This is a genomic window from Cryobacterium sp. TMT2-18-2 (assembly GCF_004402245.1).
Taxonomy (GTDB): domain Bacteria; phylum Actinomycetota; class Actinomycetes; order Actinomycetales; family Microbacteriaceae; genus Cryobacterium; species Cryobacterium sandaracinum.
In genome coordinates, this window is the sequence record NZ_SOFU01000018.1 from 1 (window position 1) to 14776 (window position 14776).

At 68.8% G+C, this 14776-nt stretch carries 11 protein-coding genes; 7 read left to right on the forward strand and 4 right to left on the reverse strand.

The genetic code is table 11. The features are described 5' to 3' along the window. Positions 1–524 precede the first annotated feature (524 nt). Positions 525–881: an iron-sulfur cluster assembly accessory protein gene (locus E3O22_RS05665; protein WP_134396073.1), complete on the forward strand. Its 357-nt coding sequence runs from the start codon at positions 525–527 to the stop codon at positions 879–881. A 117-nt stretch (positions 882–998) separates the two neighbouring features. Here E3O22_RS05665 and E3O22_RS05670 read toward each other — a convergent pair whose 3' ends face one another. Continuing rightward, on the reverse strand, positions 999–2330 hold the full coding sequence (locus E3O22_RS05670; RefSeq protein WP_241976537.1) for an MATE family efflux transporter: 1332 nt from the start codon (positions 2328–2330) through the stop codon (positions 999–1001). 324 nt (positions 2331–2654) lie between these two features. Here E3O22_RS05670 and E3O22_RS05675 point away from each other — a divergent pair, with 324 nt between their 5' ends. From E3O22_RS05675 to E3O22_RS05695, 5 genes are all read left to right on the forward strand, one after another. Continuing rightward, entirely contained in the window at positions 2655–3536 is an 882-nt protein-coding gene (locus E3O22_RS05675) for a DUF222 domain-containing protein (RefSeq protein ID WP_134397080.1), read from the forward strand. A 105-nt stretch (positions 3537–3641) separates the two neighbouring features. Then, entirely contained in the window at positions 3642–4643 is a 1002-nt protein-coding gene (locus E3O22_RS05680; RefSeq protein ID WP_134394446.1) for an ABC transporter ATP-binding protein, read from the forward strand. A 31-nt stretch (positions 4644–4674) separates the two neighbouring features. Next, positions 4675–6315 carry an ABC transporter permease gene (locus E3O22_RS05685; protein ID WP_134394445.1) on the forward strand — a complete coding sequence of 547 codons (1641 nt, stop codon included), beginning with the start codon at positions 4675–4677 and terminating at the stop codon, positions 6313–6315. Between the two features lie 66 nt (positions 6316–6381). Further along, positions 6382–8346 carry a M13 family metallopeptidase gene (locus E3O22_RS05690; RefSeq protein WP_134394444.1) on the forward strand — a complete coding sequence of 655 codons (1965 nt, stop codon included), beginning with the start codon at positions 6382–6384 and terminating at the stop codon, positions 8344–8346. A 69-nt stretch (positions 8347–8415) separates the two neighbouring features. Next, the gene (locus E3O22_RS05695) at positions 8416–9324 is read left to right on the forward strand and encodes a serine hydrolase (RefSeq protein WP_134394443.1); all 909 of its coding nucleotides are present in this window, start codon (positions 8416–8418) and stop codon (positions 9322–9324) included. 90 nt (positions 9325–9414) lie between these two features. Here E3O22_RS05695 and E3O22_RS05700 read toward each other — a convergent pair whose 3' ends face one another. Both E3O22_RS05700 and E3O22_RS05705 read right to left on the reverse strand, forming a co-directional pair. After that, positions 9415–9648, reverse strand: a complete 234-nt coding sequence (locus tag E3O22_RS05700) for a YbdD/YjiX family protein (RefSeq protein ID WP_134394442.1) — start codon at positions 9646–9648, stop codon at positions 9415–9417. Continuing rightward, positions 9645–11939, reverse strand: a complete 2295-nt coding sequence (locus E3O22_RS05705) for a carbon starvation CstA family protein (protein ID WP_134394441.1) — start codon at positions 11937–11939, stop codon at positions 9645–9647. Before E3O22_RS05705 ends, E3O22_RS05700 begins: the two co-directional genes overlap by 4 nt. Before the next feature lie 164 nt (positions 11940–12103). Here E3O22_RS05705 and E3O22_RS05710 point away from each other — a divergent pair, with 164 nt between their 5' ends. After that, positions 12104–13489, forward strand: a complete 1386-nt coding sequence (locus E3O22_RS05710; RefSeq protein ID WP_134394440.1) for a glycine--tRNA ligase — start codon at positions 12104–12106, stop codon at positions 13487–13489. Positions 13490–13701: 212 nt separating this feature from the next. Here the strand turns inward: E3O22_RS05710 and E3O22_RS05715 are convergent, their stop codons facing one another. Further along, positions 13702–14766: an alcohol dehydrogenase catalytic domain-containing protein gene (locus E3O22_RS05715; protein ID WP_134394439.1), complete on the reverse strand. Its 1065-nt coding sequence runs from the start codon at positions 14764–14766 to the stop codon at positions 13702–13704. Between the last annotated feature and the right edge of the window lie 10 nt (positions 14767–14776).

The following is a 14776-nucleotide window of genomic DNA, read 5'->3' on the forward strand; positions in this document are numbered from 1 at the left end:
GCGGGCGGAGGCACCAGCAGCATCGGAGTCGGACCACCCGAATTCGTAGACACCAAGCCCCGCAAGTTCGGGGCGGTCAAGCAGGACGTCAGACATATTTACCTCTTCTGCCATCCCGGCAACCCGGATATTAGTCCGGTCATCCCGAGCCGGACTCCGTGAGGAGACCGGCTGAGAACGAGTTGTGAGGACGGCTCAGGTGCGCACCGCTGAGAGATCAAAGACAATCAGGGCCACGCCGTGCTGCGTCGCGGTCATCTGGACCACGCGCATAAAAAAAACGAGAACACTTCACCCTAGGCTTCAGGATTTCATCTGGCTACACTTCGGCTCGCTTTGGCGGGTCACCGGCAGGTTGTCGCGGGGTCGTCGGGGAGGCGCGGGCGCGCAGCGGATGCCGGCGGCAGCCTCCGGGGTTCGCAGAACGGCCGCGGGAGCTTAGAGTGTCTGGATACTCGCGCAGGCGAAACGCTCAAGCGGAGCGGTCCCGACGCGTCCATGCAACGTGAAGTCCGAGGAGTCCCATGACCGACACCATTGCCCCCATCGCACCGGCCCACGGCGTCGGTCTGACCGCCGCCGCCGCGCTGAAGGTGCGCAGCCTGCTCAGCCAGGAGGGTCGCGAAGACCTGAACCTGCGCGTCGCCGTGCAGCCCGGAGGCTGTTCCGGCCTGATCTACCAGCTCTACTTCGACGAGCGCATTCTCGAGGGCGACGTCGTCGTGGACTTCGACGGCGTCGGGGTCGTGCTCGACAAGATGAGCGTGCCGTACCTCGAGGGTGCCTCGATCGACTTCGAGGACACCATCGCGAAGCAGGGCTTCACGATCGACAACCCGAACGCCGGCAGCAGCTGCGCCTGCGGCGACTCCTTCAGCTAGAACCGCCGTCGCCTCGCCTGGCCTTCCGGCGCAGGTCGCGGAGGCCGACGCACGGGAGAACCTGCGCCCGCTTTCCGAGCTGCGCCGCGACCGTTAGCGGCCCGGGATGCCCCGGTGTCAGCGTGCGCCGACGACCATCCACTTCGCCGCCCGGGCGCGCAGCCCGAGGGTGACCGCGCGGGCACCCAGGTAGCCGAACGTGAAAGCGGCCATCAGCCAGGCCAGCCCCGCGGCCCCCGACGGTGCCAGCACCAGCACCGCGATCGCCAGCGGCACGAAGGCGGCCAGGTTCACCAGCCCGGTCAGGGCCAGGTAGCGCGCGTCGCCGGCGCCGATCAGCACTCCGTCGAGCACAAAGACCATCCCGCCGAGCGGAACGGATAGCCCGAGCACGATCAGGGTCGCCGGCAGCAGGCCGCTGACCTCGGTCGCGTTCGTGAACGCTCGGCCGAGCACGCCGCTCGCGGCGATCACCAGCAGCCCGAGGGCTGCCCCGCTCAGCACACCCCATTCGAGGCAGCGCCTGAGCACAGCGCGCACCTCGGCCAGGTTGCCGGCGCCGAGGCCACGGCCCACCAGCGCCTGTGCCGCGATCGCGAGCGCGTCAAGGGCGAACGCCAGCGTGGCGAACAGGGTCATCGCGATCTGGAAGGCGGCCAGCTCGGGAGAACCGAGGTTTGTGGCCACGAACACCGCGAGCAGCATCGCCGCACGCAGGCTCACCGTGCGCAGGAACAGCCAGCCACCGGATGTCGCGCCCCGCAGCATCCCGGCCCGATGCGGGCGCAGCGGCGCGCCCTCGCGGCGAGCGTGGCGGCCGACGACGGCCAGGTAGACGGCGACCATCGCCCACTGGGCGACGACCGTACCGAGGGCGGACCCGACGATGCCGAGACCCAGGCCGTAGATGAACACCGAATTCAGCAGGATGTTGGCCGAGAACCCGATCCCCGCCACCCACAGTGGGGTGCGGGTGTCCTGCAGCCCACGGAGCAGGCCGGTCGCCGCGAAGACGAGCAACATGGCCGGCAAGCCGAACATTGAGAGGCCCAGATAGCTGGCGGCCGCGGCGGTGACGGCGGGCTCGGCTCCGAAGGCGCCGACCAGCAGGGGAGTGGCGAACCAGCCCGCGATGGCGAGCAGCACGCCGAGGCCGAGGGCCAGCCAGAGCCCGTCGATGCCGACGGCGACCGCACGGCGGCGGTCGCCGGCCCCGAGCCACCGGGCCACGGCGGGCGTGGTGCTGTAGGCCAGGAAGACCATCAGGCCGATGATCGTCTGAAGCACGGCGCTGGCCAGGCCGAGTCCCGCCAGAGGAACGGCGCCGAGGTGCCCGACCATGGCGGAGTCGGCGAGGAGGAAGAGCGGTTCGGCAATGAGCGCGCCGACGGCGGGAATGGCGAGGCGCAGGATCTCGCGGTCGATGGGCTGCGGGCGAAGCACGGTGATGGTGATCCCAAGACTCTAGTTCAGCCGTTCCGAACACCGTCGTCGATCCCGCCCGGTGGTCGAGCCTGTCGAGACCCGGCGACCCGACCTCCGACGGTTCCCGTCCCGTCGCTCCCGTCCGTCCGTCCCGCCCGGAGCTCGGCCAGTCGGGGCTGGCCGCGCAGCAGGGGTTCCTCTCGCCGGAGGCCCTCATCCAGAACTGGACCGGCACCTCGAAGGGCGATGCGTACAAGCTCGTCGCGGTCGGCACGATGATGGCCGACACCGAGGCGGCCGACAAGCTGGTCGACGAGGCGCTCTCGACGCTCTCGACGCCCGACGCCGATCGCCCGGGCCGTGACCGCCGGCGCCCTCTCCGTCGACGCGGCCGAGTCGATCCGGGCCGGACTCGGCCAGATCGACGCCTCGGTCACCGCGGAGAAGCTCGCGGCGGCCCTCGCGGCGCTCCTCACCGAGGCGTCAACGGTGAATGCCGACGAGGTCTTCAAACGGGCCCGCCGGATGCGCGACCGGCTCGACGAGGCCGGCATCGCCGCCCGCGAGAAGCAAGCCCACGACGACCGCTACCTGAAGATCTACCGCCTGGGCGAAGAAGATGCAGGACGACCCCCGCAGCACCGACCAGATCGCCGCGGACTCTCTGCTGCAGCTGCTGAAGATCGCCGGGGAGGCCGACCCCGGCCGGGTCTTCGGCGGTCGCGACCCTCGGTGCGGGTCATCGTGACCGAAAAGGCGCTCACGGCGGTCCCGGGCGAAGAGCCGGGAACGACCGAACCCGCCGCTCACGGGCAGATCGAGGGCAACCCGGTGCCGATCTCGCAGGAAACCATCGACCGACTGCTCTGCGACACCGGCACCCGCGGCATCAAGTTCGACGCGGAAGCCCAGATCATCGACGTCGGCCGCGACGAACGACTCTTCACCGAGGCACAGCGGACCGCAATGGGGGTACGTGACGGCGGATGCCTCTGGGGCGGCTGCGACCGGTCACCGGCCTGGTCCGAGGCCCACCACATCAACGAGTGGCTGAAGGACACCGGGAACACCAACCTCGCCAACGGAGTACTGCTCTGCCACCCGCACCACCTGCTGCTACACAACCAGCACTGGAAGATCACCCGCACCGGAAACCAGTACTGGCTCCGACCACCGGTCGAGAACGACCCGAAGCAGACACTGATCGCACTGCCGAGCAAGCGGATCTGAGGCGGGAGTTCGGCCTCTGGTATCGACGGGCTCGACCGCCGGGGTGGGAACCTTTGGAGCAGGCCGCTCCACTGACGGGCGACGGAGGGGCGTAACTTGGGCAGCATGAGCAGCGTCATTGAGACCCGAGGACTGGAGAAGCGATTCGGCCGGGTTCGGGCCCTCGACGGACTCGACCTCACGGTCGCCCCCGGCGAGGTGCACGGCTTCCTCGGCCCGAACGGGGCCGGCAAGTCCACCACCATCCGCGTGCTGCTGGGCCTCTACCGCCCGAGCGGAGGAGCCGCCACGGTTTTCGGCCGGAATCCGTGGACGGATGCCGTCGCCCTCCACCGCCGCATCGCCTACGTCCCCGGCGACGTCAGCCTGTGGCCCAACCTGTCCGGCGGTGAGGCGATCGACCTGCTCTGCCGGCTGCGTGGTGGAACGGCGGACGCCGCGGCCTATCGTGCGCGCCGGGCGCACCTCGTCGACGCCTTCCAGCTCGACCCGACCAAGAAGGGCCGCACCTACTCGAAGGGCAACCGGCAGAAGGTCGCGCTGATCGCGGCCCTGGCAGCCCCGGCCGACCTGTTCATCCTCGACGAGCCGACCTCGGGCCTCGACCCGCTGATGGAAGCCGTCTTCCGCCGGGAGCTGCAGGCCGCGACGGCGGATGGCGCCGGCGTTCTGCTCTCGAGCCATATTCTCTCCGAGGTGGAACACCTCTGCGACCGGGTGAGCATCATCCGGGCCGGCCGCACCGTCGAGACCGGAACGCTGGCCCAGCTCCGCCACCTCACCCGCACCGATGTCGCCTTCGCGAGCACCGGCCTGACCGAGGCCGACCTGGCCGGGTTGGCCGCGCGCATCCCGGCCGCCCACGACCTCGTCGTCGGAAACGGCGCCTGGCACGCCGCCGAACCGCAGGTCGGCACCGAGCGGGCCGGCATCGACCGGGTGAGCTTCACGGCTGACAGCGACGCGCTGCCCGAGGTTCTGCCCGTTCTGGCCGAGCTGCGCGTGCAGGGTCTGACCATCGCTCCGCCGTCCCTGGAGACCCTGTTCCTGCGCCACTACCGCGAGGATGCCCCGGCGTCGGAGCCGTCGACCGGACCACGACGGTGAGCCTCGTCCTGACTGTCCCGACGAGGGCCGCGTGAACACCCTCTGGCCACTGCTGGGACTGCACATCCGCCGCGACCGGGTGCAGCTGCCGATCTGGATCGCCGTGTTCTTCGGGCTCGCCGCCTTCGTCGTCGTCGCGGTCGACTCGAGCTTCGGAACGAGTCTCGACCGCCAGGCGCTGATGCGGATCGCGGTTGGCTCACCGACCATCCTCATCTTCCGCGGAGAGCCGCAGGGAGCGGATACCGACGCGGTCACCTTCTTCCTCATCTTCGCCTTCCTCGCCACGCTCGTGGCCTTCATGAGCACGTTCCTTGCCGTACGCCACACCCGCGCCGAGGAGGAGTCGGGCCGCTCCGAGTTGATCGCCGCGACGCCCGCCGGCCGACTGGTCCCGCTGCTGGCGACGGCGCTGCACGGCATCGCCGCGGCCCTGGCCGCGGGGGTGGCCGTCACGCTGGGTCTGCTTACCTCCGGGCTGGATGCCGCCGGTGCGATCACCACCGGAGCCGCGGTCGCCGCCACCGGGATCACCTTCCTCGGGGTCGGGCTTCTGGCCGGCCAGGTGATGCCCACCTCCCGTGGCGCGAACGGCCTGGGGGCGGCGCTCATCGGTCTCGCTTACACCCTGCGGGCCTTCGGCGACGCCGGCGGCACCGCATCCGCCGACGGGCTGAGCATGACCAGTGCCTGGCCGAGCTGGCTGTCACCCATCGGCTGGGGTCAGCAGACGGAGGCGTTCAGCACGAATCGGCCGGCTCCGCTCCTGCTCGATCTGGCCCTCGCGGCCGTGCTCGTGGCGATGGTCGTGCTGCTGCAGCATCGGCGCGACCTCGGCTCGAGCCTGATCGGAGAGCGGCCCGGCCCCCAGCACGCATCGGGCACACTCGGCGGTTCGCTCGGCCTGGCCTGGCGGTTGCAGCGGGCGCCGACGATCGGCTGGGCCCTTGCCGGCCTGGTTCTCGGCGTCCTCGCCGGAACCCTGGGCGAAACCGTGGTCGAACTGGTCGAGTCGAGCTCGCAGATCGGCGATACGCTGGCCCGGATGGCGGGCGGCCGGGCGTCGATCATCGACCTGTTCACGGACACCATCTTCGGTCTGGTGGGCGTGATCGCTGCTGCGGCGGCAACCCAGGCGATGATCCGCATGCGCCAGGAGGAGGTCAACGGTTCCGCCGAGCTTTTGCTCGCCCTGCCGCTTCGCCGCGGCCGTTGGTTCGTCGACTACCTCCTCGTGGGCACCGTCGCCATCGCGCTGGTGCTGCTCGTGGCCGCCGGGGGCGCCGCGGCCGGGCTCGCCTCGTCGCCCGAGGCAGGTGCCGCCGGCACCACCGACACGGCCGACCGGGTGGCCAGCGCCGTGGCCTCCGGGGTGGCCCAGGCGCCGGCCGCGCTGCTCGTCCTGACGATCGCCGCGTTGCTCTTCGCCTTCGTGCCGCGGCTCAGCAGTGGCCTGAGCTGGGGTGTGCTGTTGGGCGCGGCGTTCATCGGCGAGTTTGGCGAGCTGTTCGGCCTGCCCGACTGGCTGCTCAACCTGTCTCCGTTCACCCACACGCCGACGATCGGCGCCGCCGACGTCGACTGGAGCGGCGCCTGGTGGATGCTGGGCCTCGCCCTGGCCGGCGCGGTGCTGGCCGGCGTGGGCATCCGTCGCCGCGATCTTGCGCTCTAGTTTCGAGCGGGCCTCGACCGGGTCTCGACAGGCTCGATCACCGGCAAGTGCGAATAGGGTGGAGGCATGACTGACCAGGGGACCGCATCCGGAATCGACCGCGACGAACTTGACCTCGAGGTGCGTCCGCAGGACGACCTCTTCCGCCATGTGAACGGCAAGTGGATCGCCCGCAGTGAGATCCCGGCCGATAAGGCCCGCTGGGGCTCGTTCTACCTGCTCGCCGAGGAATCGGAGAAGGCCGTCCGGGAGATCATCCTCGAAGCCCAGACCGCCGCCCCCGGCACCGAGGAGCGCAAATTCGGTGATCTCTATGCCAGCTTCCTGGACGAGGACCGCGTCGAAGAGCTCGGAGCGACCCCGCTCGCGGCCGATCTCGCCACCGTCGACGCCGTCACCTCCATCCCCGAGCTGCTCGGCACCCTCGGCCGTCTCGAGCGCGCGGGCGTGTCCGGCGCCTTCGGTCTCTTCGTCGACAACGATCCGGGGGACCCCGAGCGCTACCTCGTCTTCGTCGAGCAGGGCGGGCTCGGCCTCCCCGACGAGTCCTACTACCGCGACGAGAAGTTTGCCGCGATCCGGGAGGCATACCAGGCGTTTCTGACCCGGATGTTCGGCCTCGTCGGTACCGCGGACGCCGCCGGTCGCGCCGAGCGCGTGTTCCTTCTCGAAACCGAGCTCGCCACCCACCACTGGGACAAGGTGCGCTCGCGCGACAGCGAGAAGACCTACAACCTCAAGACCTGGGGTCAGGTCACCGCGCTGGCCGCCGGCGCCGACCTGCACCTCTGGCTTGACGGGCTCGACGGCCCGGCCGGTGCTCTCGACGAGGTTGTCGTGCGCCAGCCCAGCTTCGTGACCGGTCTGGCGGAGATGCTCACCGAGGACCAGCTCGAGGGTTGGAAGGACTGGCTGCGGTGGCAGATCATCCGTTCCAGCGCCGCGTTCCTGTCGAGCGATTTCGTCGAGTCCAGCTTTGACTTCTACGGTCGCACCCTGACTGGCACGCCCCAACTGCGCGAGCGCTGGAAGCGTGGCGTCTCGCTCGTCGAGGGGGCGCTCGGCGAGGCCGTCGGGCGCATCTACGTCGAGCGGCACTTCAAGCCCAGCGCGAAGGCGAGCATGGACATACTCGTGGCCAACCTGGTCGAGGCCTACCGCCGTAGCATCACCGAACTCGACTGGATGACCGCGGAGACGCGCGCCCGTGCGCTCGACAAGCTCGAGAAGTTCACCCCCAAGATCGGCTACCCGGTCAAGTGGCGTGACTATTCGGCCCTTTCGATCGACCCGGCCGACCTGATCAAGAACGTTCGCGCCACAAGCGAGTTCGAGTTCCAGCGGGAATTGGGCAAGATCGGCAACCCCCTCGACCGCGACGAGTGGTTCATGACCCCGCAGACGATCAACGCGTACTACAACCCGGGCTTCAACGAGATCGTCTTCCCGGCCGCCATCCTGCAGCCGCCGTTCTTCGACGATGCCCGCGATTCCGCCGCCAACTACGGCGCGATCGGCGCCGTTATCGGCCACGAGATCGGCCACGGCTTCGACGACCAGGGCTCGAAATACGACGGCACCGGGCTGCTCACCGACTGGTGGACCGAAGAAGACCGCACGGCCTTCGACGAGCGCACCAGCTCCCTGATCGAGCAGTTCAACGGGCTCGCCCCGAACCAGGTTCCCGACCACCACGTGAACGGCGCACTCACCATCGGCGAGAATATCGGCGACCTCGGCGGGCTCTCCATCGCTTGGAAGGCCTACCTGATCTCGCTGGACGGCCAGGAACCACCCGTGATCGACGGACTCACCGGCACCCAGCGTTTCTTCCTCTCCTGGGCACAGGCCTGGCAGCTCAAGATGCGTGACGAGGAGGCCGTCCGCCTGCTCTCGATCGACCCGCACTCGCCCAACGAATTTCGCTGCAACCAGATCGTGCGTAACATCGACGAGTTCTATACGGCGTTCGGCGTCACCCCGGACGATGCTCTCTGGCTGGACCCGGAGAAGCGCGTTACGATCTGGTGACCTCAGCGCGACCGTCAGTCCGTGTCACGGGGGTCGAGCAGCCCGAATCTACGTAAGGACCTGCCCACTGTGGCCATGCCATCCCAGGACTCAGAGCGCCGGTCTCGCCACTCATCGGCGCGCCGCGGCAGGCACGGCGGCGTGGACGCCACGGCGAACTTCGGCCGCGGGTTCCAGGCGCTCGGTGACCTCGCGGTCGACGGGGTGCAGGTTTCGGCCCGCGCCACCGATCTGGTCACCGGCCGGGTGCTGTTCTCCGTGGACGACCACGTGGTCATGCCCACCGCCGGCATCGGCATGGTGCTTCTGCTGACCGAGGTCGCCGCCCGGCTCCGCGACGCCGACTTCGGCGCGTACACGATCCTCGATCGCACCGTGTCCGATTCGGTCGCCGGATCCGGCCTCTGGCAGCACCTGCAGGCTCCCTCGCTGCCGATCGCCGACCTCGCTGCGCTGATCGGTGCCACCAACGACAACCTGGCCACCAATGTGCTGCTCCGCGCAGTCGGCCTGGACGCGGTGCGGTCCCGCGCCGAGCAGCTCGGACTCAGCCGCACCGCCCTGCTCGACCTTGTGCGCGACCGGCGCGGGCCCGATGACGCGCCGCAGCTCTCGGTCGGCAGCGCCAAGGAGCTCACCTGGCTGTTCACGGCGCTGGCCCGGGGGGAGGTCGTCGATGCGGAGGCGAGCGAGCGCGTGCTCGGCTGGCTGTCGCTCGGCGCCGACCTGTCCATGGTCGCCAGCGCGTTCGGGCTCGACCCGCTCGCGCATCGGTCCGGCGATCACGGCCTCCTGCTGGTCAACAAGACCGGAACGGATGCCGGCGTGCGCAGTGAGATCGGCATTCTGCGCGGCCCGCGCGCCGGGGTGACCTACATGGTCTCGATGTCCTTCGCGGACACCCGCCTCTCGTCCCGGCTCGCGGTGCTCGACGGGATGCGCGCGGTCGGCCTCGACCTGCTGGAATACGTGCACTGACCGGCGTCGCCGGCGAAAACAGGAAAACGGGGCTGCCCCCGCGAAGCAATCCTTCGCGGGGGCAGCCCTGGGTGATGGTGGCGCAACCGCTCAGCAGCACCGACCCTGGGGGTTGATGTCCTGGCGGTCGGTCTGGTCGCGCCAGAATTCGCGCTCCGTCATCATCACTGGTCCGGAGCAGGCGGCGGCATCCGGGTCATGAATCGATTCGTCGTGGGCCTCATGGTGGGCCTTGTACTTGTCGTAGGCGTCTTCACCCATGACCCCCCTCATGAACCAGGCGAAGCTCTTCGCGCCGCGGCGAACACTGGCGAGCAGATTCATCGGCGGGTCGTCCTCCCTGCCTTGACCAGCTTGGCCTGGGCGATCTGGGCGTCCCAACGTGCGGCCAGCCTCTTCTCTTCCGGAGTGGCCACGAAGCCGGACGGGGCGAACATCTGCGACGCCACCGCGTCATCCTCGTTGGTGCCGAAGCTGCGGGTCTTGTAGGACCTCCAGGTGGCTTGCACGGCGGTGACCATCACGATGATGGCCAGCACGACGAACAGGATCGAAAGGATGCCCTGCACCATCGTGTTGCGCACGACCGCCTCCATCGCCTCGACGGTCTTCGCCGTGCCGAAGCTGGTGAGTCCCTCATCCAGAGCGTTGGAAAACGCTCGATTCTGGGCGAAATAGCCCACGCCGGGAACGGTCGAGAAGATCTTCAGGAACGACGCGTAGATGGTCACGACGGCGGCGAAGGTCAGCGGCAGCGCCACAACCCAGAGGTACGTGAACAGCCCTCGCTTGGCCACGATCGCCAGGCAGACGGCCAGGGCGATGGCCGCCAGCAGCTGGTTCGCGATTCCGAACAGCGGGAACAGGGTGTTGATGCCACCGAGCGGGTCGGTGACGCCCATCACGAGCACGGCACCCCAGGCGGCGACCATGATCCCGGTCGTGACCCAGGCGCCCAGGCGCCAGGACGTGTTCTTGAACTTCGGGAAGAAGTTGCCGAGGCTGTCCTGCAGCATGAACCGGGCCACGCGGGTTCCGGCATCGACGGCGGTCAGGATGAACAGCGCCTCGAACATGATGGCGAAGTGGTACCAGAACGCCATCATCCCCGAGCCGCCCACAAGCTGGTGCATGATGTTGGCGAGGCCGACCGACAGGGTCGGGGCGCCGCCGGTGCGGGACACGATGGTCTCCTCGCCCACGTTCTTCGCGGTCTCGGTGAGCATCTCGGGGGTCAGGTTGACGCCGGTCAGGCCGAGGCTGTTCACGAATGTGACAGCACCCTCAACGGTGCCGCCGGTCAGGGCCGGCGAGGAGTTCATGGCGAAGTAGATGCCGCGGTCGATCGACAGCGCGGCGACGAGCGCCATGATGGCGACGAATGATTCCATCAGCATTCCGCCGTAACCGATGAACCGGGTCTGGCGTTCCTTCTCGATCAGCTTCGGCGTCGTTCCGGAGGCGATCAGGGCGTGGAAGCCGGACAGGGCGCCGCAGGCGATGGTGACGAAGAGGAACGGGAAGAGCGAGCCGCTCACCACGGGGCCGCCGCCGTTCACGAACTCGCTGGCGGCCGGGGCCGAGATCTCGGGGCGGACGATGATGATGGCGATTGCCAGCATCCCGATCGTGCCGATTTTCATGAAGGTGGACAGGTAGTCCCGGGGGGCCAGCAGCAGCCAGACCGGAAGGATGGCAGCCACGAAGCCATAGACGATGATGCCGATCGCGAGGGGCAGCGGTTCAATGGCGAAGAAGGTCGAGCCCCACTCGGTGTCCGCGATCATGCCACCACCGATGATGGCGGCCAGCAGCAGGATGAAGCCGATGATCGAGACCTCGGTGACCTGGCCCGGGCGGAAGAAGCGCAGGTAGACGCCCATGAACAGGGCGATCGGAATGGTCATCGAGACCGAGAAGACGCCCCAGGGGCTGTCCGCGAGGGCGTTGACGACGACGAGGGCGAGGATGGCCACGATGATGACCATGATCGCCAGAGTCGCGACGAGGGCGGCCGTGCCGCCCACCTTGCCGAGTTCGTCCCTGGCCATCTGACCCAGGGAGCGTCCGCCGCGGCGCATTGAGAAGAACAGCACCATGTAGTCCTGCACCGCGCCGGCAAGCACGACACCGACGATGATCCAGATCGTGCCGGGCAGGTAGCCCATCTGGGCGGCCAGCACGGGGCCGACGAGCGGTCCGGCGCCGGCGATAGCGGCGAAGTGGTGACCGAAGAGAACCCGGCGGTCCGTGGCCGCGAAGTCTTTGCCATCGGCCTTGTACTCGGCCGGCGTCGCGCGCCGGTCATCGGGGTGCAGCAGGTGCTTCTGGATGTAGTTGGAGTAGAAACGGTAACCGATCAGGTACGTGCAGACGGCGGCGAAGACGAACCAGATGGCGTTGACGGTCTCGCCGCGAACAACGGCGAGCATCACCCAGCTCAGCCCGCCGAGCAGCGAGATGCCGCCCCAGATCCCGACCTTCAGGGGGGTCCAGTGCGCTTCCTCGGCGTCGTGGGTGATCTGGTCGAGAGCAACGGGCAACAGGAGGGGATCCCGGTCCAGCTCCTCACCCCGCTTGGCTGATTCGTGTGGCGTGCGGGGCTTGGTGCCCATGATCTCTCCTTTGAGGTACCCGCAAGGACTGCGGAAATCCTTAGCAAGGCTAACAGCTTGGCGGCACCTTCCGGACGGACGCCTAAAATGGACGGAGCGCCGGGCGGCTTCTGCCTGTCCTGTGTGCTTTCCAGATCCCCCGCCCTCTCGACCATTGGAGCCCCGTGGCCGCCCTCTCCCGCCTCGATTCCGTCATCGCCCTTGCCCGCCACCGCGGGTTCGTGTTCCAGGCCGGTGAAATCTACGGTGGGTCCCGGTCCGCCTGGGACTACGGGCCGCTGGGCGTGGAGCTCAAGGAGAACATCAAGAAGCAGTGGTGGCGCTTCATGGTCACCAGCCGCGACGACGTGGTGGGCCTCGACTCCTCGGTGATCCTTCCCCGCAAGGTGTGGGAGGCATCCGGTCACGTCGAGGTCTTCAGCGACCCGCTGGTCGAGTGCACGAGCTGCCACAAGCGATTCCGCGCAGATCACCTCGAGGAAGAATTCGAGGAGAAGAAGGGCCGCCCGCCCGAGGGCGGCATCGACGGCATCCCCTGCCCGAACTGCGGCAACCGGCATATCTGGACCGAACCGCGCGCTTTTTCCGGCCTGCTCAAGACCTACCTCGGCCCGGTCGACGACGAGGCCGGCATGCACTACCTGCGCCCCGAGACCGCGCAAGGCATCTTCGTGAACTTCGCCAACGTGCTGCAGGCTGCGCGCATGAAGCCGCCGTTCGGAATCGGCCAGATCGGCAAGAGCTTCCGCAACGAGATCACCCCGGGAAATTTCATCTTCCGTACCCGCGAGTTCGAGCAGATGGAGATGGAATTCTTCGTCGAGCCGGGCACGGATGAGACGTGGCACCAGTACTGGATCGACCAGCGCCTGACGTGGTACACCGGCCTCGGCATCAACGTCGACAACCTGCGCCTGTTCGAGCACCCGGCCGAGAAGCTCTCGCACTATTCCAAGCGCACCGTGGACATCGAGTACCGCTTCGGTTTCAGCGGCAGCGAATTCGGCGAGCTCGAGGGTGTTGCCAACCGAACCGACTTCGACCTCAGGACGCACGCGGAGGCATCCGGCAAGGATCTGTCCTACTTCGACCAGACGAAGAACGAGCGCTGGGTTCCCTACGTGATCGAGCCGGCGGCCGGACTGACCCGCTCGCTGATGGCGTTCCTGGTCGACGCGTACCACGAGGAGGAAGTGCCCAACGCGAAAGGCGGCGTCGACAAGCGCACCGTGCTGAAACTCGACCCGCGCCTGGCGCCGATCAAGGTCGCCGTGCTGCCGTTGTCCCGCAACGAGGCGCTCTCGCCGATGGCCAAGTCCCTCGCCGCGCGGCTGCGCGAGTCCTGGAACGTGGACTTCGACGACGCCGGCGCCATCGGCCGCCGCTACCGCCGCCAGGACGAGATCGGCACCCCGTACTGCGTCACGGTCGACTTCGATTCGCTCGAGGACCAGGCCGTCACCGTGCGTGACCGCGACACCATGGCGCAGGAGCGCGTGCCGCTCGACAGGCTCGACGCCTACCTGGCCGAGCGGCTCCGCGGCGCGTAGCCGAGTCTGCCGGCCGCGCGCTGCGGGCTGGGGCCGGTGGGGTGCCGGTGCCGGTGGGGTGCTAACTCAGGAGAAGTCTCGCGGGCGAGCCTCGGCGGTCCCGGAACGGCGGCACCGCGGCGCCCGGACACACCGGTTTTCCTGAGTTGGCCCCACAGGGGGAGGGAGACGGATACCTGGCGAGCCGCCGCTGCCGCAGCCGCCGCACGAGTTCAGGGGCGGGCGAGCTCGATCAGGGTGACGCCGCCCGGCGCGGCCGGGTCGCTCATGGCGGCGAGGGCGGCGGGCGCCTCGGCCAGACTGAGACGGCGGCCGATCAGGTCCTGCGGGCGCAGCCGGCCGGAGGTGACCAGGGCCAGCAGGGCCGGATAGTCCCCCGCGGGCATCCCGTGGCTGCCCATCACGGTCAGTTCTCGGGCGATGACGTCGCCGAGCGGAAGCCGTGGGTCTTCCGCCAGCAATCCGATCTGGACGTGACGCCCCCGGGTTGCCAGAGAACGGATGGCGATGCCCACCGTGCTCTCCCGGCCGAGCGCCTCGACGCTGACCTGCGCGCCCGAACCCGCATCCGCGCCCCTTCCCGTCACCGAGCGGATCCGCGCCACCACCTCATCGTTCGAGAGCCCGGCGGAGTCCACCGTGAAGGTCGCGCCCACTCGCGCGGCCGTCTCACGGGCCGCGGCACTGATGTCCACGGCGATCACGGTCGCACCGAGCGCCGCGCCGATCATGACCGCGGAGAGACCGACGCCGCCGCAGCCGACCACGACGAGGGACTCGCCCGCTTGCAACCGGGCCTGATGCACGAGGCCGCGATAGGAGGTGGCGAAGCGGCAGCCGAGCAGTGCGGCGGCGCCGGCATCCAGTCCCACGGGAATCGCGATCAGATTGACGTCGGCGTTGTGCAGGGCCACCCGCTCCGCATAGGAGCCCCAGTGGGTGAAGCCGGGCTGGGTCTGATTGCGGCAGACCTGGCCGTTGCCGCCCCGGCACTCCGGGCAGTCGCCGCAGGCGCAGACGAACGGCACGGTGACGCGCTGGCCCACGGCGAAGCGGCGCACCTCGGGCCCCACGGCGTCGATCACACCGACGAGCTCGTGGCCCGGAACGTGCGGCAGGGCGATGCCGGCGTCGTGCCCGAGCCAGCCGTGCCAGTCGCTGCGACAGAGGCCGGTGGCCTCCACTCGCACGACGACCCCGGACGCGGACGGCACCGGGTCTGGAACCTCCCTCAACTCGGGTACGGCACCGAACGCGTCGAACCAGACGGCTCTCACCCGCAGATCC